This is a genomic window from Sorangium sp. So ce693 (genome assembly GCF_051521375.1).
Classification (GTDB): Bacteria; Myxococcota_A; Polyangia; order Polyangiales; family Polyangiaceae; genus Sorangium; species Sorangium atrum.
The window spans coordinates 8,728,004-8,753,864 of sequence record NZ_CP150347.1; the positions used below are offsets into that span (position 1 = coordinate 8,728,004).

A 25,861-nucleotide genomic window follows, 5' to 3' on the forward strand; every position below is an offset into this window, starting at 1 on the left:
CCGCCTCGGTCCGCCGGGCGCCGTGGTACGATCGCGTCCCTGATGACGCCGGACCTCATCGTTCGCGGGTTGCGGGTGGTCACCGGGGGCGCCGCGGGGCCGGCCTCGGTGCACATCCAGGGCGGCACCATCGTCTCCGTCGCCGGCTACGACGAGCTGCCGGAGGGCTGCCCCGTCGTCGACGCTCAGGGCGCGGCGGTGATGCCCGGGCTGGTCGATGCGCACGTGCACATCAACGAGCCCGGGCGGACCGAGTGGGAGGGCTTCGAGACGGCGACGCGCGCGGCGGCCGCGGGCGGCGTCACGTCGCTCGTCGACATGCCCCTCAACAGCATCCCGCCGACGACAACGGTCGCGCACCTCGAGAAGAAGGCGCGCGCGGCGCAGGGCCGATGCCTCGTCGACGTGGGCTTCTGGGGAGGCGCCGTCCCGGGCAACGCGGGAGAGCTGGTCCCGCTGCTCGAGGCCGGCGCGCTCGGCTTCAAGTGCTTCATGGTCGACTCGGGCGTGGCGGAGTTCGGCCACGTCGCCGAGGCGGACCTCAGGGCGGCGCTCGAGGTGCTCGCGGGCACGGGGGCGCCGCTGCTCGTCCACGCCGAGCTCCCCGGCCCCATCGACGCGGCGCGCGCGGCGATCGCCGGCCTGGATCCGCGCACGTACGCCGCCTACCTGCGCTCGCGCCCGCGAGAGGCGGAGGACCAGGCGATCGCCCTGCTCGCGTCGCTCTGCCAGGCGACGGGCGCGGCGGCGCACGTGGTCCACCTCTCGTCGGCCACGGCGCTCGACATCCTGCGGCGGGCGCGCGACGGCGGCGCCGCGCTGTCCGCCGAGACGACGCCGCACTACCTGCACTTCGCCGCCGAGGAGATCCCGGACGGCGCGACGCCCTTCAAGTGCGCTCCGCCGATCCGGGAGCGGCAGAACCGCGAGGAGCTCTGGGCCGCGCTCGCGGGCGGCCTCATCGATTTCGTCGTCTCCGATCACTCCCCGTGCACCCCCGAGCTCAAGCGGCTCGAAGCCGGCGACTTCGACGCCGCCTGGGGCGGGATCTCGAGCCTGCAGCTCGGCCTGTCGATCGTCTGGACCGACGCCCGCCGCCGGGGCATCCCGCTAGAACGGCTCGCGGACTGGCTGTGTCGCGGGCCCGCGAGGCTCGCCGGATTGCGCCGCAAGGGGGAGATCGCGAGAGGGTTCGACGCCGATCTGGTGATCTGGGATCCCGACGCGAGCTTCCGGGTGGAGCCGCCGATCCTCCAGCACCGGCACAAGGTGACGCCCTACGCCGGGGAGGAGCTCCACGGCGTCGTCCAGACCACCTACCTTCGCGGCGAGAAGGTCTATGAGCGCGGGAGCTTCCCCGCGGAGGCGAGAGGGCGATGGCTGAAGCGAGAGGGGTGACGGGGCCGGCGTTCACCGAGGCGCTCGATCTGGCCTCGGAGCGCCTGGGCGGGGCGGTGCTCGCGGCGAACGACGAGTTCTTCGCGCCGAAGGAGAACCTGCTCAAGGCAGAAAAAGCGGTGTTCCTGGAGCACGAGTACACAGATCGCGGGAAATGGATGGACGGCTGGGAGACGCGCAGGCGCAGGACTCCCGGGTTCGACTGGTGCCTCGTCCGGCTGGGGCTGCCAGGGATCATCCGCGGGGTCATCGTCGATACGGCGTTCTTCCGGGGCAATTACCCCGAGCACTGCTCCATCGAGGCGTGCACGGCGCGGCCCGACGCGCGGGTCGAGGACTTGCTCGACCCGCGGACGCACTGGGTCGAGATCCTTCCGCGCTCGCCGCTGGCCGGCGACTCGCAGAACGCGTTCGAGCTGAGCTGCGCTTCGCGGTTCACGCACCTCCGCCTGAACATCTACCCGGATGGCGGGGTGGCGCGGCTCCGGGTGCATGGCGACGCCCTCTCCGACGTTCGCCGGCTCGATCGCCCGGGCGCGGAGATCGACCTCGCGGCCGCGGAGAACGGCGGGCGCGTGCTCTCGTGCAGCGACATGTTCTTCGGGGTGCGCCACAACCTCATCATGCCGGGCCGGGCGGCGAACATGGGAGAGGGCTGGGAGACGCGGCGCCGGAGGGGGCCCGGGTACGACTGGGCGCTCCTGGCGCTCGCGGCTCAGGGCGAGATCGCGCGGATCGAGGTCGACACGAACCACTTCAAGGGCAATTACCCCGACAGCTGCATGATCGAGGGGATCGACGCGGCGGGGCGCTCCGCGGCGGAGCTCGCCGGCGCGGGCGAGTGGCGGGAGATCGTGCCGCGGACGAAGCTCCAGGCGCACACGCGTCATCTCTTCGAGGAAGAGCTCCGGGCGGCGGGGCCGTTCACGCACGTGCGCCTGAACATCTATCCTGACGGCGGCGTGAGCCGGCTCCGCATCTTCGGCAAGGCGACCCGGAGCGGGGCGGCCGAGCAGCGGCTCCGCTGGCTCAACGCGCTCACGGAGCCGGAGGCCGAGGCGGAGCTCCGGGTGGCGTGCGGCTCGCCGGCGTGGGCATCGCAGATGGCGGCGGCGCGGCCGTTCCGCGACGAGGAGCACCTCTCCGCGGCGGCGGGGCAGGCCTTTGCGCGGCTCGCGCCGGAGGACTGGCTCGAGGCGTTCCGCGCGCACCCCCGCATCGGAGAGACCAGGCCGCAGGCGGAGGCCGCGGAGGCGAGCGCGACGACGAGGCGCTTCTCCAGCCAGGAACAGGCGGGGATGAGCGTCGCAGCGCAGGAGACGCGGGAGGCGCTCGCGCGCTTGAACCGCGTCTATGACGAGAAGTTCGGGTTCATCTACATCGTCTGCGCCACCGGGAAGAGCGCGGACGAGATGCTGGAGGCGCTGCGCGCGCGGCTCGAGCACACGCCGGAGCAGGAGCTGCCCATCGCCGCGGACGAGCAGCAGAAGATCACGGCGATCCGGCTGAAGAAGCTCTTGTGGGGCGGATAGAGCCCCGGGGCGCGGCCCCCGAGGAGGGAGCGCGTCGGGCGATGGGAGCGCTGGCGCATCGGGTGTCCGGGCGATCCGGTGTCCGAGCGTGGGGCGCTCAGCGCGAGAGCTGGCCTCGCAGCGCGCCGTCGGGGAAATCGGCGGTGCGCACGGCGACGTAATACCTCACCGGATCATCGAGCAACGCGCTCAGCTCGTCGCGGCTCGCGCTCACGCAGCCGTTGGAGCTGCCGCCGGTCGGCGGCATCAGCGTGATGATCCCGCGGCCCGCGCGGCCGACGGGGCCCTCGTGGATGCGCGCCGCGGTCGCCGGCGCGATGCCGGCCACCGCGAGGTCGAAGCAGACCTCGCCGCGGTCGAGATCGAGCGTGACGCGGGCCGTGCCGCTCCCCTTCGGATCGCCGGGGCCGGGCACTTCGTCTTGCCCCGTGAGCGCCGCCGTGAGCGAGGGGACCGGGCGCTCAGGCAACGCCGCGCGCGCCAGCGCCGTCGCGAGCAGGACGGCGCCCAGCGCGAGCATCTTGAGGTGCTGCATGTCTCCCTCCTGCACATCGCGGGGATGTGCGGTTCGAGGGCGCCACGAAGAGCAAAGACGACGCCGCCCGCGCGCCGCGAGCCGCCCCGTACGTCGGCCAATCGCGGCAGCGGCGAGGAGGCCGCGACGGACACGGCGACTCGCGCCGATCGCCGAAGCGCGCTGGAGAGAGATTGCGGCGGACAGCGGACCCGGATCAGCACACGACGCGGGGAGCCGGCGCCGCCTGCCGGAGGTGGCAAGACGGCCGCTGCTCCACGCGGGCGGACAGGCTACGGGCGTGGCCAGAGCAGCGGCGGAGGCATCCGCATGAGCACGCCCGGTCCGTCGCGGGCGGGGGGGTCAGGGTTGACGACGAGTCCGCCTTCTGCCAGGAGACGGACGCGCGCGAGGCGCGCGGAGAGCACGGCGGAGGCACACGATGAGCACAGAGATCTCGAAGACCGACAACGACGACTGGACCATGCCCAAGCTCATCGCGCTCGCGTTCACGACGCTCGTCGTGGCCTTCTCGGTCATCTACCTCATCTCTCCCTGAACGGCGGCCGTTCGCCCGTTCCCCGGCGCGCGCCAACCCCGCGAAGGGCGGCCTGCGCTACAGCTTCCTGGCGCAGCGCACGCCGAGCGCGTCCGTCACATCGGTCGGGTCCCAGCCGGTCCGCAAGCGAGAGGAGAGGTCCTCCGCTTCAGGCTGCCACCAGCTGCCGCCGCGGATCACCCGCGCGGAGCCGCGCTCGACGTTCGCGCAATCACGGCACGGCTCGGGGTACGTCCCCTCGAAGTCCAGGGTCCACTCCCACACGTTCCCCGCGAGATCGGCCTGCCCCCACCGGCCATCACCCCTCGGCGATCTCGATCCGACGACGGCGCTGCCCGCCGCGTCGAACACCGCGTAGGTCGCGTTCGGAAACGCGTTGCCCCACGGATACGCCCGCTGCTCGCTCCCGCCAGCCGACGCGTAGTTCCACTCCGCCTCTGTCGGGAGCCGCCCGCCGTCCCAGGCGCAGAAGGCGAACGCGACGAACCAGCTCACGCAGCTGATCGGCTTGAGCTCGTTCCCACCCACGTCGTCAGTCCACGAGTGCAATCCCGGGTTGCACTTCAAGTCTTCCTTCAGCGCGGCCTGGCTCGCGGGCAGACGGGCGTCCCACGCCGCGTCCCAGCCGCTCCGCACGATGGCCGGGTGAGCTCCAGCGCCGGCTGCGGGTCGGCTCGCGGGATACGCCTCGACGAACTTGCGGAACCGTCCGACTGTGACCTCGTAGCGATCGAGGCGCAGATCGCTCACCTCCGCCGGATACGCCGCGTCGTTGCTCCGGTCGTACCGGCCGGCCGGAACGCGCAGGCTCGCGCAGCAGGGCTGGCTCCGATCCGGCCCGCAGGTCTCGCCCGCCCCGGTCTCGCCCAGGCGGCAGCTCGGCGGCAGGATGCACCGCCCCGCGCCGCACCAGCCGGCGCAAGCGGCGAGAGCCCACCGCCCGTCGCTGCCGCACACCTCGATGAGATCACCGGCGCACCGCGCCTCGTCGGGAGAACACTCGAGAGGGGTCCCCCCGCCCCCGCCTGCGTCACCGCCTCCACCGGCCTCGCCGCCGCCAGCCGCTGCGCCGCCGGCCTCGCCGCCACCCACCGCGCCCCCACCCGTCGCGCCGCCGGTCGCGCCGCCACCCGTCGCGCCGCCACCCGTCGCGCTGCTGCCAGCCTCGCCGCCGCCGACCGCCGTGCCCGACCCACCTGCTCCACCGCCGGCGGCGCCAGCGCCTCCGTCGCCATCGACGAAGCTCCGCACCTTCTGCTCGCACCCCGGCCCGAGCGCGGCCATCACGACGGCCAGCCAGCCAGCACCGCGCCGGCGATCCCGAGCTTCACCCGAACGAGTTCGTAGAGCGCCCACCGTTCACCCTCACAGTCGCCCACCGCCGGGCACCCCCACCGTATCATGTGGGACACCGCCTTCGCTCCGCCGGACCGTCGCCCTCGCGGCGCCTCCGGGCGCACCACGGACGGCAGGCGCACGCGTCGCGCTCGCCGCGCGGGACGGCGCTCTCGCGCGCACGCGCGCTCAGCTGCCGCGGTACGTGGTGTAGCCGTGAGGGCTGAGCAGCAGCGGGACGTGATGGTGCTGCGCCGGGTCCCGGATCTCGAAGAGGATCGACACCGTGGGATAGAAGCTCTCGCATCCGAGCGCCGCGTAATAGGCGCCTGTGTGGAAGGTGAGGCGGTAGCAGCCCTGGAGGGGCCTTTCGCCGGGCGGCAGCAGCCCCTTCTGCCGGCCGTCGCCGTCCGTCGTGCCCCGTCCGACCTCCCGGTAGCCGCCGCCGTCGCCGACCTCCAGCACCACCAGCACGCCGCTCGCCGGGCAGCCCCGTGACGTGTCCAGCACGTGCGTCGTGATCGCGCTCATCGGTCCTCCTCGCCGCTCGGGCCCTCCGCGGTGCGGTCCATTCCGGTGCTCTCGTATCACGCGCTCCGGCGCGCCACGATGGCTTGAAAGGATCGGCCCCTGAGCTCGTCCGGTGTGAGGCCGGTCCTCTCCGCCGCCTCTCCCTCCGTCATCGCCCCCGCGCCGATCGCGCGCAGGAAGAAGCCCAGGAGCCCCTGCCCCGTCGCGGCGTCGTCGAACACCGTCCCGGCGACGGTCGCCTGGGCGGCCCGCTCGACGAAGCTCCGCAGCCGCGCGGCGGCCGCATCGACGCCCTCCAGGAAGAACGCGTACGTGGCGGCGTAGCGGACCGGCAGCTCCGCGGGGTGGAGGTCCCAGCCCTGGTAGTAGCCGCTCTCGAGCGCGCGGCGGACCTGCCCGTATTTCAGCCGCCACGCGCCCACGACCGCGCGGCGGTTCTCCTCGCTCTGCTGCGGCGTGAGCGGCGCGCCGCCGGGGCGCGCGCGGTGCGGGCCGACGGGCAGGAGGTTGCTCGCGCCGTCGGAGAGCCAGAGCCCCGAGCCGGCCAGAGCGACCTGCATCACGTGCCGCGCGAAATCGCACGCCGGGTGGGCGAGGTGCTGATGGGCGGCCGTGATCTCGCAGCTCGCCGTGTAGTCGTAGGCGCCGAAGTGCGCCGCCACGCACCGCCCGCGGGCCGCATCGACCAGCCCGGGCAGCGCGACTTCCCCGCGCGGGCCGAGGATCGACGCCGGCGTCTCGACCATCAGCTCGATCCGGATCGAGCCGGCCGGCAGCTGCAGCGCGCCCTCGAGCGCGTCGAGGGCGTCGGCCAGGGCGGAGACCTGCTCGGGCGCGACCACCTTCGGCAGCGTCACCGCGAAGGCGGGCGGGAGCGCGCCGCCCGAGGCGGCGACGAGCGCGGAGAGGAAGACGTCGAGCGTCCTCAGGCTCCGCTCGGCGCACCCGTCGCCGAGCGGCTTGATCCTGATCCCGAGGAACGGAGGCAGGCTGCGCGCGGCCATGCCGAGGGCGACCTCGCGCGCCGCGGCCGCGGCGTGCGCGTCCTCCTCGTGCCCGGGGCGCACGCCGTAACCGTCCTCGAAATCGATGCGCAGGTCCTCCACGGGCTCACGGCGGAGCTTGTCGAGCACGCGCGCGTGCACCGCGTGCGCGAGCCGCGCAGCCCCGGAGGCGCTCTCGGCCGCGCCTCCGCCCGCCTCGATCGCGGCCGCGAGCGCGAGGGCGTCGGCGCGCCCCTCCGGGAGCCCCTCGGCCCCAGGAAGGCCGATCGCCCGCGCGAAGGCCGCGAAGTCGGGCGCGTGCTCCTCGACGGCGCGGAGCGCCACCGCCCCGAGCTTCCGGGCCGTGTCGGCCTTGAACAGGTGGGCGCCGCCGTAGACGGTGTGGACCGGCTGGCGCGCGCCGGTGTGGTCGAAGACAGAGCGCCCGCTGGAGAGGCGCGAGAGCGCGCCGCGCAGCGCTTCGGAGGAGAGGCTCGTCTGGAACATGGTGTGCTTTCAGCAGGGTGGGTGCACACGAGATGCCGCCTGACTCGGCACGTCAAGCGGCGCTCGCGCTCCTCGCGACGAGGCGCCATGCTGCGACCCGCGCCGCTCGAGCGAGCGCGAGGAGCGCCGCGCGCGGCGGCGCCGGCGCTGGCCAGGGCGGCGGCGCTGGCGAGGGCGGCGGCCGCCGTTGCGCGCGCAGCGCTCGGGGTGTATCCGTCGTTGGAGGACTTGAATCGATGATGAGACGCCGAGACTTTCTTCGCGCGACCCTGGTGACCGCTGGTTCGGTGGTCGTGCCGACGGCTTGCTCCGATGAGGGGGACCCGATCGGCATCTGCGACGTGCACGAGGATGACCGGTTCTTCCCGCAGTCGGTGGCCTCCGGCGATCCGAGGCACGATAGCGTCGTGCTGTGGACCCGGCTCGTCGATCGCAAGCAGCCGCAGTCGGATCTCACCCTGGCGCTCGTGGTCGCGCTCGACGAGGAGTTCACGCAGCTCGTGGTGCTCAACCCGAGCTCCGACAACGTGGCCTCGGTGGGGTCGGGCAGCACGCAGCTCCGCGTGACCGCCCGGGCGGAGTTCGATCACTGCGTCAAGATCAAGGTGAACGGCCTGAGCCCCGGCACCACGTACTATTACCGCTTCTACTACATGACAGGAGACGGCTGCGTCAGCTCGCGCGTCGGGCGGACGCGCACGGCGCCCGCGCTCGACGCGGACGTGCCGGTGCGCTTCGCGTTCGTTTCCGGCCAGGACTACGTCGGTCGCTACTACAACGCTTATGTGGCCCTGGCGAAAGAGGAGCTCGACTTCGTCGTCCACCTCGGGGGCTACATCTATGAGACGACCGGAAACCCGAGCCTCCAGGCCGCCCCGGGACAGCGCAGCATCTCGTTCTCCGACGTGGACGGCGCCATCGCCTTCCAGCCGGCGGAGGGCGCGGCGTACCACGCAGCCAAATCGCTGAGCAATTACCGGGAGCTCTACAAGACGTACCGGTCCGACCGGGCGCTGCAGAGGGTGCACGAGCTCTTTCCCATGATCGCTGTCTGGGGCGATCACGAGTTCTCCGACGATTGCCACGGCGCGACGGCGGCCTATCTGGACGGCCGAGAGCCGGAGACGGACGAGGACCGGCGCAAGGCGGCGAACCAGGCCTGGTTCGAGTACATGCCGGCCGAATACCCGAATGTTCCGAAGGGCGACGACTTCCGCTACGACAGCGCGGTCGAGTACCCGGACGATATCACCATCTACCGGGACTTCTCGTTCGGGAAGCACGTCCACCTCGTGATGACGGATCTCCGCTCCTACCGGGCGGATCACCTGATCCCGGAGGACGCCTTTCCAGGAAAGGTCGTCGTTCAGGAGGAGCAAATCGTGGACAGCTTGACCAGCTTGCTGCCCTATACGAGCCGCTACATCCTGGACATCAACGACGACAACTGGGTGATGACCTACAAGATGGCGCTGGACGAGGCCGCGGTCCTGTTCGGATTCGACCCGAACCTCGGTTTCGCCCAGGGCGAGCCCCGCCCCGTCAGCGCCAAGGTCGTCGACGAGATCGTGGCGAAGCTGAACGAGCACAAGGCCGAGCAAGGGGAGGAGCCGATTCCCCCCATCCCGCCGAGTGAGCTCGCCTTCATGCAGAGCGGGTTCGCCTACGCCGATCTCGGAAAGACGGACTACTACAGCGCGTTCGGGTCGCGCTACTTCGTGATCAAGGACGCCTTCGATCCCTACTCGACGCTCGCCGCCAAGGCCGAGGTCATGGGCGAAGCGCAGAGAGCCTGGTTCCAGAAGACGATGGAGGACTCGAAGAGCACCTGGAAGGTATGGGGGAACGAATACCGCCTTTCACAGCTCACCGTCGCCCACACCACGGAGCCCGCGGAGCCCGACCAGGAGTCGTTCACCCGGCACTTCTACCTGAACTGCGATGGCTGGGACGGCTTCCGCGAGGAGCGGAACGAGCTCATCGAGATGCTCGCCGGGGTCGAGGGCAACGTGGTGTCGATCACCGGCGATCTCGGCGCCTTCCTCGCCGGAACGCCGGCTGTGGAGGGCGCCACGTCCGCGGCCAAGATCGTGGAGTTCGGCGGCTCCGCGATCTCGTCGGCCACGTACCGCTCGGTGCTGACGAAGCAGCTGGCGAGCCATCCGACGCTGAAAGACGTCCTGAAGGCGGAGGCGGAGGACATCGACGGCAGCATGAAGACGGCCAATCCGCACCTCGCCTTCAGCAACTCCACGAGCAACGGGTTCTGTATCGTCGAGGCGAATGCCGACGAGTTCGTCGTGAGCATGCACATGATCCCCGAAGACGCGCTCGCCGCGCCCCTGTACGAGGAGGCTCAAGCGGCAGCGCTCGACGAGCAGATCACGATCACGCGGTACAAGACGGTGGCGGCCGAGTCCGAGCTGTACTGGGACGACAAGGGCACCTGGAAGCAGTGGATCCCGGCCACCGCAAGCTAGGACGCAAGATCCACCGGCCAGGCTCGCCGGCAGATGCTGCCGGCCATCTCGGCCGGCGGCGCTGAGCCCTGGCCACGAGCGACGGCTGGCGCTAGCGCGCCAGCATCACCACGGTGCCGTCACGGCAGGCGATCGCCATCCGCTCCTCGCCGGCAGGGACGACGGCGACCGGGGCGGAGCAGACGCGCTCGGCCACGATGGAGACGTTGCCGTCCGCCTCGACGACGCCGGCGCGCCCGCCCGCGCGCACGAAGCCGACGCGGCCGGTGCGATCGAGGACGATCGGCGGGCTGGGCTTCGCGTCCCCCGCGCCGAAGAGGCCGGAGAGCCCGCCGTCGGCGGGCTGGGCGCCCGGAGGCCTGTCGATCGCGACCCGGAACGCCAGGTCGCCCGACGCGTTGACCCCGAGGAGAAGGCCGCTCGTCGACAGGACCACGGCCACGCCCCCGGCGCCGATCGCGGGCGGCCCATCGAGCGCGCTGAAGGCCGCGCCGGCGCGGACCCCGGCGGTCCCGGTCGGCAGATCCAGCGCGACCAGGCGGCGGGCATCGACGACCGCGAGCAGCGTGCGGGCGTCGGCGAGGGCCGCGCCGCGGCGAGGCACGCCGCCGAGAGAGCCGAGCCGCCGCGGCGCGCCGGGCGGACGCCACGTCAGCACCGCGCCCGACTCGGTGGTCACGAGGGTGCCTTCAGGGCCCGCGAGCAAGGCGCCCGTCGCGCGATCCGCGATCTCGGCGCGGGCGCGCACGGTCCCGTCCGCGGCGAGCTCGACAAGGGAGCGCCCCAGAGCCGCCACGAGCCCGCCGTCGTCGAGCGCGAGCGGCGCCACGTCGGCGTCGCGCCCGCGGAGACCGAGGGGGACGGCGAAGCGCACGCTCCCCGCAGGCGTGAGCCCGACGGCGACGCCGGACGAGGTGATCAGCGCGAGGGTGCCGTCGCTCGTGAGCACGGCAGGCGCGAGCGGCGCGCTGTCGCCGATGCGCACGCGCCAGCGCTCCCGGCCGTCCGCGCCGAGCTTGACGACCTCCGGGACCGTCAGCGTGAGGAGGAGATCGCCCGCGGCGTCCACGAGCGGCGCGGCGTCGATGCCGCCGCGGAGCTGCCTTCGCCACGCCTCGCGCGCCGGGAAGGGCAGCCGCGCGGCGGAGCGGCCCGTGCGGCGCGCGTCGAGCCGCTCGCTGGGCGCGAAGCCGCGGGGCGCGCCGACCACGATCGTGTGCGGCCGGCTCGTGTCGACGGCGTCGGCGAAGGCGAGCGGCGCCGCAGCGGAGAGCAGGAGCGCGGCCGCGGCGAGGCCCGCGGTCCGGGCGCGACGCGGCCTTCGCGGGCCGGGCGCCGTGGTGCGCGCGGCGCTCATCGGCCGCCCTTCACGGTGAACTCGACCTGCACCTCGGGGATCTCGGCGCCGCCCGGCGCGACGAACGGCGGCGCGACGCTGCCGTAGGCGGTGAGGATGTCCCCGCGCTGGGCGGGGTTGTCGGCGCCGTGGACGAGGCGGACCTTGCACGCCTCCGGAGCGCGCGGCGCGGCGCCCGGGCTCGCGCTCGCGGCGGCCGCGCCGCCCTCCTTCCCGCCCGCGCAGCCGGACGCAGGCGGGATGGAGAGCAGGATCAGCGTCGAGTATCCCTGCCGGCGCACCTCGACGACCTCGCCGGTCAGCGCGATCGGCTTGCCGACGTGGTCCTTCCCGCCGGCGGCGAGCTCGGCGTACCCGAGCGGGCCGCGGCCGGCGAACTCCTTCGCGGCGGTGTCGAGCCGATCGACGCGGCGCACGGCGAGCTTCGCGATGCGCGGCGCCATCCCCTGCATCTTCGCGCGCACCTCGAACTGGGTCGCGCCCACGGACGAGACGTTCATCACGTGCGCGAAGGTGCCGTCGGGGCGAACCGCGATCGGGTGCGCGCCGGCGAAGATCTGCGCGCCGCGGGCCGTGCGCCCGGCGAGCACGAAGCTCTCCTTGTCGATGACCACGCTCGAGCCGGGCGCCTCGATGGTGAGCGGGACGATGCCGACCGCGACGCTCACCATGCCCTGCTCGCGCGGGCCGTCGGGCGGCGTGACCGTGTACGGCACCTGCCGGCTCAGCGTCTTCGTCTCGTCCGAGGGGCCCTCGACCGCGTCGGTGACGTCGATCGACTCGATGGCCCGGCCGCTCGTGAGCGCGACCTCCTTGCCGTCGAGGATCACCTGCGTGCCCTTGCTCGCCTCGACCACGACCTGGATCGAGGGCCGCTCCCCTTGCAGCGTGCCGAGGTCGGGCCGGATCCGGTAGGCGACGTGGATGGAGACGCCGACCGTCTCGTCGCGCCCGCTGCCGGGGCGGTCGATGGCGACCTTCATCCGGTTCTCGCCGACGGAGAGCGGGCTCGCGAGCGGGATCTGCGCGACGCGGCCGGCCGTGGTCGCGCGCCCCTCGCCGATGGAGACCGCCGTGCCGTCAGGACAGCTGTCGCACCGGAGCTCGATCACCTCGCGGCCCCCGGCGTCGGCGCGGGCGCGCGCGGTCACCGGGGGCGCGCTCGGCCAGAGGAGCGCGAACAGGACCGCGCCGAGCGCGAGCACGCCGCCCGCGACGACGACGGCGACGGCCCGGCGCGACGTGCGCGGGCGCCGCTCGCCCTTCGGCGGCGGGAGCCGATGCTTCAGGCGATGAGGGCGCATGAGCGCCGGGTTCTGCAGCGGGGGGGCGCGGAAGCGCGCCGGCGCGATCGTGGCGCCGAGCTCTCCGGCCGGCTGGTAGCGTGAGTCGAGCTCGGGATCGGGCTCGGGATCGGCCGGGGCGCCGGGCGCGAGCGGCGCGATGCCAGGCCGGGCGACGCCGACCAGCGTCCGGGACGCGGCGGGCAGCGGCACCGGACCGCGCGCCGCCGCGAGGCCCGGGGCGATCGGGACGGTGTGGTCGAGGCGCAGATCGCCCGGCGCCGCGTGGAGCGGTGAGGCCGCCGCTGCGTGGAGCGGTAAGGCCGCCACTGCATGGAGCGGTGAGGCCGCCGCTGCATGGAGCGGCGCGACCGCCGCTGCGGGCGCGTCGAGGCGCGCTCCCGGGGCCACTGCCGCCGGGGTCCCGACGACGAGCGTGCCCCCGGACAGGCGCGGATCGGACTGCGCCGGCGCGGGCGCCGCGCCGAAGATCGCGGCGGGCATGCCGACGATCGTGCGCGAGGCGGCGGCCGGCGCGCCAGCCATGGGCGGCAACGCGGCCTGGCCGGGGCCTGCGCCGCCCGGAGCGGCCGGGGCGGACGGCGTCTGCCGGAGCAGGTCGGGGAGCGTGACGCCGACCATGGTACGGGCCGCGGGCTTCATGCCGTAGTAGCCGGCCGCTCCGCCCGGCGGCGCGAGCGCGGCGCCGCAGTGCGGGCACGCGATCGAGCCCTCGGGTACGGGTCTCCCGCAGTGCGGGCAGTGCATGGCGCCATGGTAGCGAGGAACCGCGGCGCGGTCAGGCTCCGGGCGCAGCGGCGGGCGTGCGGCGCCTCGCCGGCAGCCAGAAATGCCGTCAAAAAGCGCGCGAGCACGCCCCGCGCGGCGCCGGAGCGGGCGCACAGCGCAACAGTTGGCCCTGACGCGGCAGGTGGGCTAACGCGGACGTATGCTCGCGAAGCGCATCATCCCGTGCCTCGACGTCAAGGACGGCCGCGTCGTGAAGGGCGTCCGCTTTGTCGGGCTGCGGGACGCCGGCGATCCCGTCGAGGCCGCCCGCCGTTACGACGCGGAGGGAGCGGACGAGATCACGTTCCTCGACATCACCGCGTCGCACGAGAAGCGCGGCATCATCCTCGACGTCGTGGCGCGCACGGCGGAGGTGCTGTTCACGCCGCTGACGGTCGGAGGCGGCGTCAAGTCCGAGCAGGACATCGAGGCGCTCCTCGACGCGGGGGCGGACAAGGTCGCGATCAACACGGCCGCCGTCAACGATCCCGACCTCGTGCGGCGCGCCGCGGACCGCTGGGGTGCGCAGGCGATCGTCGTGGCGATCGACGCGCGCCGGATCGCGGATCCCTCGCGCGTGGCCTGGACGGTGGTGACCCACGGCGGCCGGCGGGACACGGGGCGCGACGCGGTCGCGTGGGCCGAGGAGATCGCGCGGGCGGGCGCGGGCGAGCTGCTCGTCACGAGCATGGACCGCGACGGGACGCGGGACGGCTACGACCTCCTGCTCACCGCCGCCATCGCGCGGGCCGTGCCGGTCCCGGTGATCGCGTCGGGCGGCGTCGGGACGCTGGATCACCTGCGCGCCGGCCTCGTCGAGGGCGGCGCCGACGCCGCGCTCGCCGCGTCGATCTTCCACGACGCCGAGTACACGATCGGCGAAGCGAAGGCGTACCTCGAGGCGGCGGGGGTGCCGGTCAGGCCGGCGCGCGCGGGCGGGCCGGGCGACGCGGCGGGCCGGGGGCGCTCGTGAGCGCTTGCGTCACGCTGGAGGAGGTCGTCGCGGCGGCGCAGGCGCGGAGCGCCTCGCTGGTGCCGGAGACCTCGGGTTACCTCGCGCTCGCCGTGAGCGACGCGACCTCGCGCCTGCCCCTCAGGCTCGACGATCGCGCGGTGCTGCTCACGACCGAGGGCACCGTCACGGTGCGCACGCGCGGCGAGGCGGTGGCGCCGGCCGAGGCGGCGAGGCTGCTGCGCGACCTGCTCGCCAGGCTCCTCGCCGCGTCCGCCGGCAGCATGCCCAACCTCACGGCGACGGCGCGCCCGCGCCCCGCGCACGAGCAGGACCCGGAGGCGGTCGCGCGGGAGCTCGAGGCCGCGCTGATCCCGGTGAACCGCAACGCCGCCCGGCGGGCGCTGGCGCGGCTCGCCCGTGAGACGCTGCGCGCCAAGGAGGCCGGCCGGCTGAGGCGCCCGCGCCCGGAGGTCCAGGCGAAGCCTGCCGCGCCGGAAGCGGAGGAGATGCCGCCGCCGCAAGCGGAGCACGCGCGGCGCGACGCGACCGCTGCTGCCCCGCGCAGCGACGCCCCCGCTGCCCCGCGCAGCGACGCCCCCGCTGCGCCGCTGCAGCATCCCATCGTGGAACTCACCCTCAGCCCCGGACCGATCGCGCCCGTCATCGTGGAGCTCACGCTCAGCCCCGGGCTTGTCGCGTGCGCGACCTCCGGGGCAGCGCTCCCGGCGCCTGCGAGCGCAGGCGATGGTGCCGCGGCGGTGGCAGTCGAGCCGTGTCCCGACGTCGCTACGGCGCCTGCGCGCGCCAGCCAGCAGGCCGAGGCGCCCGAGCGCGCATCGCACGCCAGCGAGCACGTCGAGGCGCTGCCGGAGCCGACCCCGACCATCGTGCAGGCAGTGGTGGAGCTCGATGTCGCCCCAGCGCCGGCCGAGATCCCGATCATCCCGGAGCTCGTCGAGCCAGCTCGGTCGATCGCGCCCGTGGCGCCGATCGCGCGCGCGGCCGTGGAGATCGCGCCTGAAGGAGCGCGGCCCGTGCCAGCGCCATCGCTCGTCGCCTGCGGTCCCTCCGCTTGCAGCGAAGCGCTCACGAGCCCCGAGGGGCTCGAGGTGCTCCTCGTCGACTTCTCCCCTGGCCCTGCTGCCGTCGCGTTGTCTTCCCGGGAACCGACGCCGACCGCGTCGATCCTCGTCGAGTTCTCCCCCGAGCCTGCCGACGTCGTCCCGCTTTCGCAGGAGCCGACTCCGACCGTGGCCACGGCCGTCTGGGAGGAGAGGGAGGCGGCCGGCGAGGCCGTGCTCTCCCGCGTGGCGGAGGCGCCGGCCGGCGCGACCGACGTCCCGGAGCCCATCGAGACGTCGCGCGCGCCCGCGATCCATTTCATGGCGCCGGACGCGGCGCTCCAGGTCACGCCGGCCTATGGCGCCTGGCCGCTCGTCCGTCGAGCGGACCTCGCCGTGCCTGCGGGTCCTCGAGCGGCCATCGCGCCGTTCGAGGAGACGCCCGCAGCGCGGCACACGCTGCCCTGGCCCGTTCCGGCGCGTTGCGACGACGACGCTCCGGCTGCGCCGATCCCGACGGCTCTGGCCGCGCCGGTCGAAGCCTTGCTGACGACGGACGCCGACGGTCCGGAAACCGCGCACGCCGGCACGCCTGCCGAGGACGAAGCACCCGAGCAGCCGCCCGCCGTTCTGGCTCCCGAGGAACTGCCTGCGGACGCAGCAGCACCCGAGGAACCGCCCGCCGTTCTGGCTCCCGAGGAACTGCCCGCCGACGCAGCAGCACCCGAGGAACCACCCGCCGTTCTGGCTCCCGAGGAACTGCCTGCGGACGCAACAGCATCCGAGGAACCACCCGCCGTTCTGGCGCCCGAGGAACTGTCCGCCGACGCAGCAACCGAGGAATCCCCTGCTGCTCTGGCTCCAGAGCAGCCCCCGACGGACACGGCGCCCGCGGACGCAGCACCCGAAGAGACGCCTGCGGATGCAGCATCCGAAGAGCCGCCCGCTGCGCTGGCTCCAGAGAAAACGCTCGCGGACGCAGCATCCGAAGAGACGCCTGCGGATGCAGCATCCGAAGAGCCGCCCGATGCGCTGGCTTCAGAGCAAACGCCCGCGGACGCGGCGCCCGCCGACACAGCACCCGAAGAGCCGCCCGCAGACCCAGCACCGACGGAGACGCCGTGCCCGGCGGAGCTCGGCCCCATCGATGCGATCGTGTGGAACGCCTCGCGGCGATCCCGGAGCGCGCGCCCTCCCGCGGAGGGCGTCGACGCAGGCGCCTCGCGTGTCGACGAGCTCGTCGCGCGCTTCGTCGCGCAGTCCGAGCACAGCACGCAGCGCCGCGCGGCGCGCAGCATGAAGGCGCTCGCTGGCCTCGATCTCACCCGGACGCCGCCCCCGGTCGCTGCTGTCTCCGCGACGTCAGCGCTCGCGGTCGCCGGCGCGCGCCAGCCGCTCGTCGGGGCGCAGCGCCCCGTCGCACCCGAGCTCGCCCCCCCCGAATCTGCTCATGTCGTCCCAACGGACGCCGGCAGCAGGCCGCCTGTCCCGCTGGTGGCCCCGCGCCGAAGGGGTCTCTCCTTGTGGCTTGCGCTCCTCGCGCTCGCCCTGCTCTGCGCCGGGCTCGCAGGAACGCTGCGGCCGGACGTCTTCGCCTCGCTGACGGAGCCGCTCGCACGCGGAGCGCTCTAGAGCGGCGGTCTCCCGCACAGGAGACGGGCCCAGATCGGCGTTTTCGGCGCGCAAGCGCACTCCGGTGCGCTGAGCACCGAAAACGCCGAGGTGGGCCCGTATCCGAAGCGGGTGACCGTCGCTCCCCTCGCGATTGACGTTGCCCCGGGGGAGCGACGACACTCGTCGCCATGCAAGAGCAGAGCATGGCGATCGTGAAGTCGCTCGTGAGCGTTGCGTGGGCGGACGGCGAGTTCCACGAGGCCGAGCGCGAGATGGTGGAGGGGCTGATCGCGGCGTTCGAGGCGAACGAGGACCAGGCGAAGGAGATCCGCGCCTATGCCTCCCAGCGAAGGACCCTGGACGACGTGCCGGTCGGCCAGCTCGGCGGCGACGACCGCCGCGCGCTGCTGCAGCACGCCGTGCTGCTCACGTTCGTCGACGGCGAGCAGCACGACGCGGAGAAGCAGTACATCGCCGCGCTGACCAAGAAGCTCGAGCTCCCCGATCCGGAGTCCGCGGAGATCATCCAGGCGGCCGAGGTCCGCGCCCGACGCCTCCTGACCTTGCTCTGACGCAGCCCGAGCGGCGCGCGCTGCGGGCTTCGCCGTTACCGATCCGCCGTGCCCGGAACAGGCCGGCCGCCAGGCCGAGGGCGCTTCTCCGCTCGTTCTGGAAAGCCCCGGAGCCTGGCATCCACACTCCCCCTTCCACGCAATGTTGCCGCGCCGTCGCCCACACGTCGCCCCATCAGCGCATCTTCCCGCCGCTCGGACCGCCCCCGAGCGTTCGTCGTCGAGGAGTGCTCATGAATTACGACATCGGCATGATCTGCCCAGCCTGCGGCTGCGTCACCATCTTCCAGGCCGGCACCACCACCCCGCGGCGATGCGCGCGCTGCCACGACATGGACGTGGAGACGCCGCTCCCGCCGCCGTCGTACGAGCGCCCGACACACCCCGCCGGGCGCAGCCGAAGGCCCGACGTCGCGCAGCTCGACTGGATGGAATGATCAGACCGGCGCGCCGAGCTGCCGAAGGAGCTCCCGCACGACCCCGCGAGCGCAGTGCTCCCGGTAGCCCCTCGTCGAGCGCACGTCGTCGATGGGCGAGATGTCCTGCGCCACCGCGGCGTCGACCTCCGCCCCGGTGAGCTCGGCGAGCGGACGGGACACGCAGAGCGCGCGCACGCTCGGCAGGAGCGCCGTCGTCGGCGCGACCGACGCCATCCCCAGCCCGAGCCGCGCGGCGCGCCCGGACCGCACCTCGGCCACGCCCGCGAGCGCGACCTTCGAGATCGCCTGCGCCCGTCGCGCGCCGATCTTCCGCCAGTACCAGGGCGACCCAGGCGCCGGCAGCGCGATCTCCACGGCGACGATCACCTCATCCGGCGCGCGCGACGTGCGCTTGTAGCCCGTCTGCAGGGCGCTCATCGGGATGCGCCGCTCCCCGCGGACGCTCTGCACCACGACGGTCGCGTCGTAGGCGGCGAGCGCGGCGGCGCCATCGGCGGCCGGCGAGGCCGTGGCCAGGTTGCCGCCGAGCGTGCCGCGCGCCTGGATCTGCACCGCGCCCACGTCGCGGCTCATCCGCGCGAGGAGCGGCGCCCGCGCGGCGATCGCGTCGCTCCGGAGCATCTCCAGGTAGGTCGTCGCGGCCCCCACCCGGAGCGTGTCGCCGGAGAGCGAGATGCCTCGCAGATCCGAGAGCCGGGACACGTCGACGACGAGCGGCGGCGCCGCCGGGCCTCCTGCCGCGACCTCGAGCGGAGGCCTGAGCTCCTGCTCGACGACCCAGTCGGTGCCGCCGGCCAGGAGCGTGACCGGCGCGCCGAGCGCGGCCCGCTCCGCCACGATCTCGCACAGCGGACCGAGCCCGGCGACGTGCCGCATCTCGAACAGGCGTAGATCCGCGAGGCTCACGGCGCCGCCCCTCCCCCGCCGCGGCGCAGCGCGGCGGCGGCGCGGACGCTCTCGACGATCCGCTGGTACCCGGTGCAGCGGCACAGGTTGCCGGCGAGCGCCTCGCGCACCTCGAGCTCCGACGGATCCGGGCTCCGCGCGAGCAGCGCCTCCGCCGAGAGGAGCATGCCCGGCGTGCAGATCCCGCACTGCGCGCCCCCCTCCTCGACGAAGCAGCGCTGCAGCGGCGACAGGTGTCCGGCGCAGGCGAGGCCCTCGACCGTCGTCACGCGCCGCCCCTCGCACTGCCCGATCGCGACGAGGCACGCGTTCACGGGGTCGCCGTCGAGCAGCACCGTGCACGCGCCGCACTCGCCCTCCGCGCACCCCTCCTTCGTGCCCGTGAGCCCGAGCGGCCCCCTGAGCGCGTCGAGCAGCCGCGAGAGCGGCGGCAGATCGACCTCGCGCGGCGAGCCGTTGACGACGAGCGATACCTTCATAGACGCTCCCCTCTCCCCGCCGACCACGCCGCCTCGAGCAGGCGCTCCGGCGTGAGCGGCAACGCGCGCGCGGCGATCCCCGTCGCGTGCTCGATCGCCGCGGCCACCGCGGGTGCGCCGCCATCCATCGGCATCTCGCCGATGCCCTTGGCCCCGCCGCCCGGACCGAACGGGAACGGCTCCTCGACCAGCACGACATGGAACGGCGGCGCGTCGAGCGACGTCGGGATGATGTAGTTGGTCATTCGCGGGTTCTTGATCCTGCCGCCCTGCCAGACGATCTCCTCGGAGAGCGCCCAGCCGATCGCCTGCAGGCTGCCTCCCTCGATCTGCCCCTTGCACATCACCGGGTGGATCGCCTTGCCCACGTCGGTGGCCGACCAGAAGTCGACCACCGTCACCTCGAAGGTGTCGAGGTCCACCTCGACCTCGACAACGTCGCACGCCCAGCCGAAGCACGGGTACGCGTCTCCCTTGTACGCCTCGTCGTCCCAGCGCACGTAATCCGGCGGCTCGTACTGCTTGAGCGACGTCACCTGGCCCTCGCGGGCCAGCAGCCGGTCGGCCGCCTCCTCGAAGCTCAGCGCCGGCGGCCCCGCCGCAGCGCCCCCGTCGCCCTCTCCGGCGCCCGGCTCCTGCGCCGCCTGCTCCGCGCGCACGCGGCTCGCCAGCTCCCGCGCCGCGGCCTCGACGATCGAGCCGACGACCATCACCGTGCGCGACGCCACGGTGGGGCCCGAGTCGGGCACCGTCGTCGTGCACGGCACCGCGAACTCGACCCGATCGAGCGGCAGCCCCGCCGCGTCCGCGGCGATCTGCCGGAACACCGTCTCCGTCCCCTGGCCGATGTCCGTCGACGCCGTGCGGATGCGGAGCCGCCCGCCGGGCGCGAGATCCAGCGCGACCTTTCCCTTGTAGTAGCGCTCTCCCGACCCGGTGAAGCCCGCGCCGTGCATGAACACCGAGAGCCCGATCCCGCGCGCAACGCGCCCGCGGACGACCGGCCCGGCCGCGCGCTTCTGCCGGTAACCGCTCGCCGCGATCGCCCGCGTGATGCACTCCTCGCCCGCGACGCTCACGCGGAGCACCTGCCCCGTCGCGGTCGAGTCGCCGGGGCGCAGCACGTTCTTCGCCTTCAGATCGAGCGGATCGCAGCCGAGCTCCCGCGCGACGCGGTCGAGGTGCCGCTCGATCGCCCAGATCGTCTGCGGCGCGCCGAAGCCGCGGAAGGCGCCGTTCGGGGGCGTGTTCGTGGCCACGGCGGTCGCCTGGATCCACACGTCGTCCCAGCGGTAGGCGCCCGCGGCGTGGAGGGCGCCGCGCGACAGGACCACCTGCGTCAGCGTCGCATACGCCCCGCCATCCATGAGGATCCGGATCTTCAGCGCGCGCAGCGCGCCGTCGCGATCGCAGCCGCTCGTGATCTCGCAGGACGCCGGGTGGCGCTTCGTCGTCGCCTCGATGTCCTCCGTCCGGTCGTAGATCATGCGCACCGGGCGGCCGCTCTTCCTCGCGAGCAGCGCTGCGTGGAGCGCGATGATCGACGGGTACTCCTCCTTGCCCCCGAATCCGCCCCCCGTCACCGACTGGGTGATGTGGATCCGATCGGGAGGGAGCCCGAACGCCTTCAGGAACGCCTTGTGGACGTAGAACGGGCACTGGATCGAGCCCGTCGCGTGCGCGCCTGCCTCGTCCCACCAGGCGATGACCCCCTGCGGCTCGATGTAGAGCTGCTCCTGGTGGTGCGAGGCGTACGTCCCGGTGACGACCACCTCGCAGCGCGCGAGCGCCGCGTCGATCGCGGCCTCGCTCGCCTCGCCGCGCTCCCGCGCGGCGTCGGCGCCCCCGTGCGTGATGAGGTACCGCTTGATGACGTTGTCGGCGCCCCAGATGATCTCCCCGCCGTCGAGCGCGGCGCGCGCGTCGAGCACCGGCGGCAGCGGGTCGATGTCGAGCGCGACGGCCTGGACCGCCCGCGCGAGCTTCAGCCGGTCCGCGCAGCCGAGCAGGACGATCGGCTCGTAGGCGTGGTTCACCTTTCCGGTCGCGAGGATCGGCTGATCGTCCAGGATCAACGCGACCACGTTGACCGGGACATCCTCGGCCAGCACGACGGTCACGTCGCTCCAGTCGAACGCGGGGTCGAGCCGCACCCCGCGGAGGATCCCGCGGGGCACGGGGCTCCGCACGGTGCGCCCGAAGATCTCCCCCGGCATCGCCGGGATGTCGTCGACGTAGCGCGACGCCCCCGTGACCTTGGGAGGGCCGTCCGTTCGGGGCACGCTGCGCCCCACGGTGCTCGCTGACGCTGGAGGGCTCGTCGCCATTCGTATGCTCCTCCTCACCGACGATAGCCCGGTCCCCCGGGAGGCGTCGACCCGAGCGCGCCGCGCGCGTGCGACCCGCGCAGGTGGGCGTTCGATCATCGCCCGGCCGCCTTCAGGCGAGAAAACGCGGCGGGCCCCCGAGCACGCGGATGACGTCGACCGGCACATTCAGGTCGTGCAGCACCCCTGGATCGTCCACCTCCTCGTCGACGCACCTGTCGCCGAGCGCCCTCAGGTGATCCCGGAGCGGCGGCGGATCGGCCTCCAGGTAACGCTGGAGCGCCTCGGTGCGCAGCACGACCGGGTGCCCGCCGCGGCCGAGGTGCCGCGGCCGCACCGCGAGCGGCGGCGTCGTCGAGGAGGCGCCCGCCTCGAGACGGGCGAGCAGCCGCGCCACCGTCGCGGCGCGCGCGGGGGGCACGTCGACCGGCGTCACGATGACGGCATCGGCGTCGCCGATGCGCGGCGCGGCGACGGCCAGCGAGCCGGCCGGCCCGAGATCGTCCGGCGCGGACCACGAGACGAGGTCGATGCCCGGCTGCACATGGGCCAGCAGCGCGTGAAAGACGGAGCTGCGCACCACCACGAGCACCTGCGCGCTCTCGGCCGAGAGGCGAGCCTCCGCATGCGCGATCGCCAGCGGCCGCTCGGCCCCCCCCTTCGTCGATGACGGCCAGGCCAGGAGCGCCTTCGGCCCCCCGAGCCGCTTGCCCGCTCCCGCGGCGAGCACGATCGTGGTCACACGGTTCATCGAGCCTGCTCCTCTCCGGCGGGCGTGGGTCCGCCCGGTGACCATCGAGCGCGCTGCCGCCCCGCGCGCCACGCGACGAGCTCCGCGGCCACGGCAACGCCGATCTCGGCCGGCGTGCGCGCCCCGATATCGAGGCCGACCGGCATCCTGACCCGCGCGACGTCGCCCTCCGGCACCCCCTTCGCCTCGAGCCGCGCGCGGGTGCGCGCGGCCTTCGCGCGGCTCCCGACGCCGCCCACGTACCCGAAGCCGCGGGCGAGCGCCCACGCGAGCGCCTCCTGATCGAGGGCGTGGTCGTGCGTCATCACGAGCGCCGCCGCTTCGCCGAGCTCCCGCGGCAGGCCCGTCAGCACCTCCGGGTCGTCGTGCTCGGCGAGGACGAGCCGCACCTGCTCCGCGAGCGCGGCGGGCAGGGGCCCCTGCTGCGCGCCGTCGTGCAAGAGCGGCACGCCGGCGAGCGGAGCGGCCGGCAACACGCGGGCGGGGTCGACGGCGGCGACGCGCGCGTCGCAGAGGGTGACCCGGAAGCCCAGCGACGCGAGGAGCGGCGCGGCGAACGCGCCCACGTGCCCGGCGCCGATCACGAGGACGTGCATCGCGGGCAGCATCGGCTCGATGAGGACCTCGACCGAGCCGCCGCAGCACATGCCGAGGCTCGGGCCCAGGCGGAAGGTCTCGAGCTTCGGGGTGCTGGCGAGCTCGTCGAGCGCGCGCGCCATGATGCCGAGCGCCGCCCGCTCGATCGCGCCGCCGCCGATCGTGCCGATCGCGGTGAGATCCTCGAAGAGGCAGAGCTTCTGCCCCGGCGTCGACGGCGCCGAGCCGTGCCGCGCCACCACCGAGGCGAGCACCACCCGCCGCCCCGCCTCGAGCGCGCCGACGGCCGCCCGGAGCACATCGTGCGGGAGTGCCGTCCTCGGGATGACCTGGCTCGGATCCGGCATGATGAAACTCTAGCGACCCGGCGACCGAAAACGAGAGGGCCGGAGCCCCCGCGCCGAAAGAGCTTGCTGGGACGCCGCGCTTGTCGCGAAAGTCGGGCGCGCTCGGAGAACGGCGCAGGCGTCCCCCGAGATCCCGGCCTGCCGTGACCGCCAGGATCCAGATAAAAACGCGGAGTTACAAGCCACGATGACCCCCCTCGCCACGCTCGACCCCGACCTCCAGCGCGCCCTCTCCGATCCGGGCTTCACGCCGGGCCGCCGCCACTTCGCCGCCCTGATGGGCCTGCTCGAGACGTCCGGTGAGCCCGCCGAGCTGGCGGAGCGGGCGCTGCGGCGCGCCGGCGCTGCGGCGCTGCCCGCCGCGATTGAGCGCGCCGCCGGCGCGGCGCCGGCGCTGCGCGCGCCGCTCACCCGGCTCGTCGGCAAGCTGATGGCCTCGGGGCCGATCGATCCCGAGGTCTCGGAGCGGGCGCGCGACTACCTGCTCGCGTGCCTCAACGACGACGATCGCCGCACGCGCCGCATGGCGGCGGTGGCGCTCGGCAAGCCGTACGCGGCGGACGCCGGGCGATCGCTCGTCGAGCAGGCGCTCGCCGAGGCGGCGCGCAGCGAGCGATCGCCCGACGTCCGCCGCGCGCTGATCGAGGCGCTCGGCAAGGTCGGCGGCGGCGCCGCGCTCGACGCGCTGGCCGAGCTCGACGGCGACGACATCGCCGGCGTGCGCGCGCGCGCCGAGCTCCTGGCCAGGAGGACCCTGACGCGCGGCGAGCCGTCCGAGATCGCCGGCGATCGCGCGCCGGAGCGCCCCCTCCGGGTGGCGGTGCGCTGCCGGCGCGGGCTCGAGGCGATCCTCGCCGAGGAGCTCGCGGCGCTCGACGCGGGCTCTCCCGGCGGGGCGCTCGTCCCCGAGCTCCGGAGCGATCCGTGCGGCGGCACGCGGGTCGAGGTCGTGCTGAGCGGCCGCCTCGACGTCCTGTTCGGGGCGCGCACGATGCTGTCGTTCGCGCTCCCGCTGCCGCTGCGGAAGCTCGACCAGGGCGCCGACCTCGCCGCGGCGGTCGCGGAGCGGCTGCTCTCGCGGGAGGCGCGCGAGATCCTGCGCCGCTTCACCCAGGGCGCGATCCGCTACCGCATCGACTGGGCCGGCGGCGGCAAGCGCCGGGCAGCGGTGTTCCGCGCCGCGGCGGCCGTGGAGGCGGAGGCCCCGGAGCTCGTGAACGATCCGACCCAGAGCACGTGGGACGTGGTCGTCTACGAGGGCGCGGGCCGGGCGCGGGTCGAGCTCGCGCCGCGCCTGCCCGACCCGCGGTTCGCGTACCGCCGGGGCGACGTGCCCGCGGCGTCGCACCCGACGATCGCGGCCGCGCTCGCGCGCATCGCGGGGGCGCGCGGCGACGACGTCGTCTGGGATCCATTCGTCGGCTCGGGCCTGGAGCTCTGCGAGCGCGCCCTGCTCGGACCGTACCGGCGGCTCGTGGGCTCGGATCGCGATCCGCGAGCCCTGCAGATCGCGCGCGAGAACCTCGACGCCGCGGGCGCGCGGGGCGCGGAGCTCCTCCAGCGCGACGCGCTCGGCGCGCCGCCTCCGGGCGAGGCGCCCACGCTGATCCTGACGAACCCGCCCCTCGGCCGGCGCGTCGAGCGCACGGGAGATCTCGACGCCATGCTCGACCGCTTCGTCGAGGGCGCCGCGCACGCGCTCGCGCCGGGCGGCAGGATGGTGTGGATCTCGCCGTTCCCCGAGCGGACCGAGGCGATCGCGCGCCGCTCAGGCCTCCGGCCCGAGGCGCTCCTGCGCGTGGACATGGGCGGCTTCGACGCGCAGATCCAGAGCTTCCACAAGGAGGCGCTCCGGCCGCAAGCGGGCAACGATCGACGCGACGGCCGACGCGGGGACCGGCTCGACCGCCCCCCGGCCGGGCGCGGTGGGCGCGGCCCCCAGCAGGCCGAGCTGCGCGGCGAACAGCATCGCCCCCACCGCCAGGAGCAGCGCCACCACCACCGCGATGATGATCCCGAGCCGCCCCGAGCGGTCAGGCGGCACGTCGGTGATCAGGCCGAAGCCGTCGGCCGCGCCGAGGGGCGACGGGGCCGGCGCGGCTGAGCCCTGCGCAGGCGCTCCGCTCTGCTGCGCGGCGACGGCGCTGCGCGGGGCCGGCGAGGCCTGCTGCGATGGGCTGAGCGCGCCGGCTGCGGCGGAGCTCGGCCCGAGGAGCGCGCCGCTCCCCGCGTCGGCCCTCGTGGACGACGCGGCCGCGGGCGCCCCGGCGGCTCGTTCGAGCGGCGCCGCGGCGGAGCGACCTGTCGCCGCCGCGTCGGCGAGCGCCAGGGGAGCGCCGAGCGTCGGCGTCGCGTCGACCGGGTGCGGCGCGACCGGCGTCGGTGCCTCCCGCGTCCGCGTGGGGACGTCGTCGTCGTCCTCATCATCGTCGCGGTCGTCGACGACCGTGGGCGCATCGAGCGTGGGCTCGTCGAGCATGTCCCCGTCGAGATCGCCGAGGAAAGGCAGCTCGCCGCTCCGTGGCTGAGGTCTCGCGACAGCCT

19 protein-coding genes are annotated in these 25,861 nt (G+C 74.2%); 8 read left to right on the forward strand and 11 right to left on the reverse strand.

Annotation, left to right across the window (positions count from 1 at the left end):
• The first annotated feature begins 42 nt into the window (after positions 1 to 42).
• Both allB and WMF14_RS32465 read left to right on the forward strand, forming a co-directional pair.
• Positions 43 to 1,398: an allantoinase AllB gene (gene allB / locus WMF14_RS32460; RefSeq protein WP_437792554.1), complete on the forward strand. Its 1,356-nt coding sequence runs from the start codon at positions 43 to 45 to the stop codon at positions 1,396 to 1,398.
• Positions 1,377 to 2,930, forward strand: coding sequence for an allantoicase (locus WMF14_RS32465; RefSeq protein WP_437792556.1), 1,554 nt, complete (start codon positions 1,377 to 1,379; stop codon positions 2,928 to 2,930). Before allB ends, WMF14_RS32465 begins: the two co-directional genes overlap by 22 nt.
• 97 nt (positions 2,931 to 3,027) lie before the next feature.
• Here WMF14_RS32465 and WMF14_RS32470 read toward each other — a convergent pair whose 3' ends face one another.
• The 4 genes from WMF14_RS32470 to WMF14_RS32485 all read right to left on the reverse strand — a co-directional run bounded on the left by WMF14_RS32470 (position 3,028) and on the right by WMF14_RS32485 (position 7,359).
• A complete protein-coding gene (locus tag WMF14_RS32470; protein ID WP_437792558.1) occupies positions 3,028 to 3,465 on the reverse strand; it encodes a CHRD domain-containing protein in 438 nt (145 codons plus the stop codon).
• A gap of 595 nt (positions 3,466 to 4,060) precedes the next feature.
• Positions 4,061 to 5,287 carry a formylglycine-generating enzyme family protein gene (locus WMF14_RS32475; RefSeq protein ID WP_437804339.1) on the reverse strand — a complete coding sequence of 409 codons (1,227 nt, stop codon included), beginning with the start codon at positions 5,285 to 5,287 and terminating at the stop codon, positions 4,061 to 4,063.
• 240 nt (positions 5,288 to 5,527) lie between these two features.
• Positions 5,528 to 5,869, reverse strand: coding sequence for a hydroxyisourate hydrolase (uraH, locus tag WMF14_RS32480; protein WP_437792560.1), 342 nt, complete (start codon positions 5,867 to 5,869; stop codon positions 5,528 to 5,530).
• Positions 5,870 to 5,925: 56 nt separating this feature from the next.
• A complete protein-coding gene (locus tag WMF14_RS32485; protein WP_437792562.1) occupies positions 5,926 to 7,359 on the reverse strand; it encodes a DUF6986 family protein in 1,434 nt (477 codons plus the stop codon).
• A 236-nt stretch (positions 7,360 to 7,595) separates the two neighbouring features.
• On the opposite strand from WMF14_RS32485, the gene WMF14_RS32490 reads away from it, so the two are divergent.
• Entirely contained in the window at positions 7,596 to 9,839 is a 2,244-nt protein-coding gene (locus tag WMF14_RS32490) for an alkaline phosphatase D family protein (protein WP_437792565.1), read from the forward strand.
• Between the two features lie 91 nt (positions 9,840 to 9,930).
• Here WMF14_RS32490 and WMF14_RS32495 read toward each other — a convergent pair whose 3' ends face one another.
• Together WMF14_RS32495 and WMF14_RS32500 are read right to left on the reverse strand one after the other, a co-directional pair.
• Positions 9,931 to 11,196, reverse strand: coding sequence for a hypothetical protein (locus tag WMF14_RS32495; protein WP_437792568.1), 1,266 nt, complete (start codon positions 11,194 to 11,196; stop codon positions 9,931 to 9,933).
• Positions 11,193 to 13,247, reverse strand: a complete 2,055-nt coding sequence (locus WMF14_RS32500; RefSeq protein WP_437792571.1) for a zinc-ribbon domain-containing protein — start codon at positions 13,245 to 13,247, stop codon at positions 11,193 to 11,195. Before WMF14_RS32500 ends, WMF14_RS32495 begins: the two co-directional genes overlap by 4 nt.
• Before the next feature lie 181 nt (positions 13,248 to 13,428).
• Here WMF14_RS32500 and hisF point away from each other — a divergent pair, with 181 nt between their 5' ends.
• From hisF to WMF14_RS32520, 4 genes are all read left to right on the forward strand, one after another.
• Positions 13,429 to 14,241, forward strand: a complete 813-nt coding sequence (hisF, locus tag WMF14_RS32505) for an imidazole glycerol phosphate synthase subunit HisF (protein ID WP_272094815.1) — start codon at positions 13,429 to 13,431, stop codon at positions 14,239 to 14,241.
• Positions 14,238 to 16,916 carry a hypothetical protein gene (locus WMF14_RS32510; protein WP_437792574.1) on the forward strand — a complete coding sequence of 893 codons (2,679 nt, stop codon included), beginning with the start codon at positions 14,238 to 14,240 and terminating at the stop codon, positions 16,914 to 16,916. Before hisF ends, WMF14_RS32510 begins: the two co-directional genes overlap by 4 nt.
• A 170-nt stretch (positions 16,917 to 17,086) precedes the next feature.
• Complete coding sequence (locus tag WMF14_RS32515; RefSeq protein ID WP_272094818.1) at positions 17,087 to 17,470, forward strand: DUF533 domain-containing protein; 384 nt, start codon at positions 17,087 to 17,089, stop codon at positions 17,468 to 17,470.
• 233 nt (positions 17,471 to 17,703) lie between these two features.
• A complete protein-coding gene (locus WMF14_RS32520; RefSeq protein ID WP_272094819.1) occupies positions 17,704 to 17,907 on the forward strand; it encodes a hypothetical protein in 204 nt (67 codons plus the stop codon).
• Here WMF14_RS32520 and WMF14_RS32525 read toward each other — a convergent pair whose 3' ends face one another.
• The 5 genes from WMF14_RS32525 to WMF14_RS32545 all read right to left on the reverse strand — a co-directional run bounded on the left by WMF14_RS32525 (position 17,908) and on the right by WMF14_RS32545 (position 23,317).
• Positions 17,908 to 18,816: an FAD binding domain-containing protein gene (locus tag WMF14_RS32525; protein ID WP_437792577.1), complete on the reverse strand. Its 909-nt coding sequence runs from the start codon at positions 18,814 to 18,816 to the stop codon at positions 17,908 to 17,910.
• Positions 18,813 to 19,295 (reverse strand): (2Fe-2S)-binding protein, encoded by a 483-nt coding sequence (locus WMF14_RS32530; RefSeq protein WP_272094821.1) that lies wholly within the window; start codon positions 19,293 to 19,295, stop codon positions 18,813 to 18,815. The genes WMF14_RS32525 and WMF14_RS32530 overlap by 4 nt, the downstream gene beginning before the upstream one ends.
• Complete coding sequence (locus WMF14_RS32535) at positions 19,292 to 21,622, reverse strand: xanthine dehydrogenase family protein molybdopterin-binding subunit (protein ID WP_437792580.1); 2,331 nt, start codon at positions 21,620 to 21,622, stop codon at positions 19,292 to 19,294. The genes WMF14_RS32530 and WMF14_RS32535 overlap by 4 nt, the downstream gene beginning before the upstream one ends.
• A gap of 112 nt (positions 21,623 to 21,734) precedes the next feature.
• Positions 21,735 to 22,373, reverse strand: coding sequence for a nucleotidyltransferase family protein (locus WMF14_RS32540; RefSeq protein WP_272094823.1), 639 nt, complete (start codon positions 22,371 to 22,373; stop codon positions 21,735 to 21,737).
• Positions 22,370 to 23,317 (reverse strand): XdhC family protein, encoded by a 948-nt coding sequence (locus WMF14_RS32545; protein ID WP_437792583.1) that lies wholly within the window; start codon positions 23,315 to 23,317, stop codon positions 22,370 to 22,372. The genes WMF14_RS32540 and WMF14_RS32545 overlap by 4 nt, the downstream gene beginning before the upstream one ends.
• A gap of 187 nt (positions 23,318 to 23,504) precedes the next feature.
• Between WMF14_RS32545 and WMF14_RS32550 the strand changes: the two genes are divergently transcribed.
• Positions 23,505 to 25,421 carry a HEAT repeat domain-containing protein gene (locus WMF14_RS32550; protein WP_437792586.1) on the forward strand — a complete coding sequence of 639 codons (1,917 nt, stop codon included), beginning with the start codon at positions 23,505 to 23,507 and terminating at the stop codon, positions 25,419 to 25,421.
• The last annotated feature ends 440 nt before the right edge of the window (positions 25,422 to 25,861 follow it).

What these genes read in the sequence shown, in the direction of transcription:
- allB (WP_437792554.1), top strand. Translation starts at nt 43, where the DNA reads ATGACGCCGGACCTCATCGTTCGCGGGTTGCGGGTGGTCACCGGGGGC.
- WMF14_RS32465 (WP_437792556.1), top strand. Translation starts at nt 1,377, where the DNA reads ATGGCTGAAGCGAGAGGGGTGACGGGGCCGGCGTTCACCGAGGCGCTC.
- WMF14_RS32470 (WP_437792558.1), bottom strand. Translation starts at nt 3,465, where the DNA reads ATGCAGCACCTCAAGATGCTCGCGCTGGGCGCCGTCCTGCTCGCGACG.
- WMF14_RS32475 (WP_437804339.1), bottom strand. Translation starts at nt 5,287, where the DNA reads ATGGCCGCGCTCGGGCCGGGGTGCGAGCAGAAGGTGCGGAGCTTCGTC.
- uraH (WP_437792560.1), bottom strand. Translation starts at nt 5,869, where the DNA reads ATGAGCGCGATCACGACGCACGTGCTGGACACGTCACGGGGCTGCCCG.
- WMF14_RS32485 (WP_437792562.1), bottom strand. Translation starts at nt 7,359, where the DNA reads ATGTTCCAGACGAGCCTCTCCTCCGAAGCGCTGCGCGGCGCGCTCTCG.
- WMF14_RS32490 (WP_437792565.1), top strand. Translation starts at nt 7,596, where the DNA reads ATGATGAGACGCCGAGACTTTCTTCGCGCGACCCTGGTGACCGCTGGT.
- WMF14_RS32495 (WP_437792568.1), bottom strand. Translation starts at nt 11,196, where the DNA reads ATGAGCGCCGCGCGCACCACGGCGCCCGGCCCGCGAAGGCCGCGTCGC.
- WMF14_RS32500 (WP_437792571.1), bottom strand. Translation starts at nt 13,247, where the DNA reads ATGCACTGCCCGCACTGCGGGAGACCCGTACCCGAGGGCTCGATCGCG.
- hisF (WP_272094815.1), top strand. Translation starts at nt 13,429, where the DNA reads ATGCTCGCGAAGCGCATCATCCCGTGCCTCGACGTCAAGGACGGCCGC.
- WMF14_RS32515 (WP_272094818.1), top strand. Translation starts at nt 17,087, where the DNA reads ATGCAAGAGCAGAGCATGGCGATCGTGAAGTCGCTCGTGAGCGTTGCG.
- WMF14_RS32520 (WP_272094819.1), top strand. Translation starts at nt 17,704, where the DNA reads ATGAATTACGACATCGGCATGATCTGCCCAGCCTGCGGCTGCGTCACC.
- WMF14_RS32530 (WP_272094821.1), bottom strand. Translation starts at nt 19,295, where the DNA reads ATGAAGGTATCGCTCGTCGTCAACGGCTCGCCGCGCGAGGTCGATCTG.
- WMF14_RS32535 (WP_437792580.1), bottom strand. Translation starts at nt 21,622, where the DNA reads ATGGCGACGAGCCCTCCAGCGTCAGCGAGCACCGTGGGGCGCAGCGTG.
- WMF14_RS32540 (WP_272094823.1), bottom strand. Translation starts at nt 22,373, where the DNA reads ATGAACCGTGTGACCACGATCGTGCTCGCCGCGGGAGCGGGCAAGCGG.
- WMF14_RS32545 (WP_437792583.1), bottom strand. Translation starts at nt 23,317, where the DNA reads ATGCCGGATCCGAGCCAGGTCATCCCGAGGACGGCACTCCCGCACGAT.
- WMF14_RS32550 (WP_437792586.1), top strand. Translation starts at nt 23,505, where the DNA reads ATGACCCCCCTCGCCACGCTCGACCCCGACCTCCAGCGCGCCCTCTCC.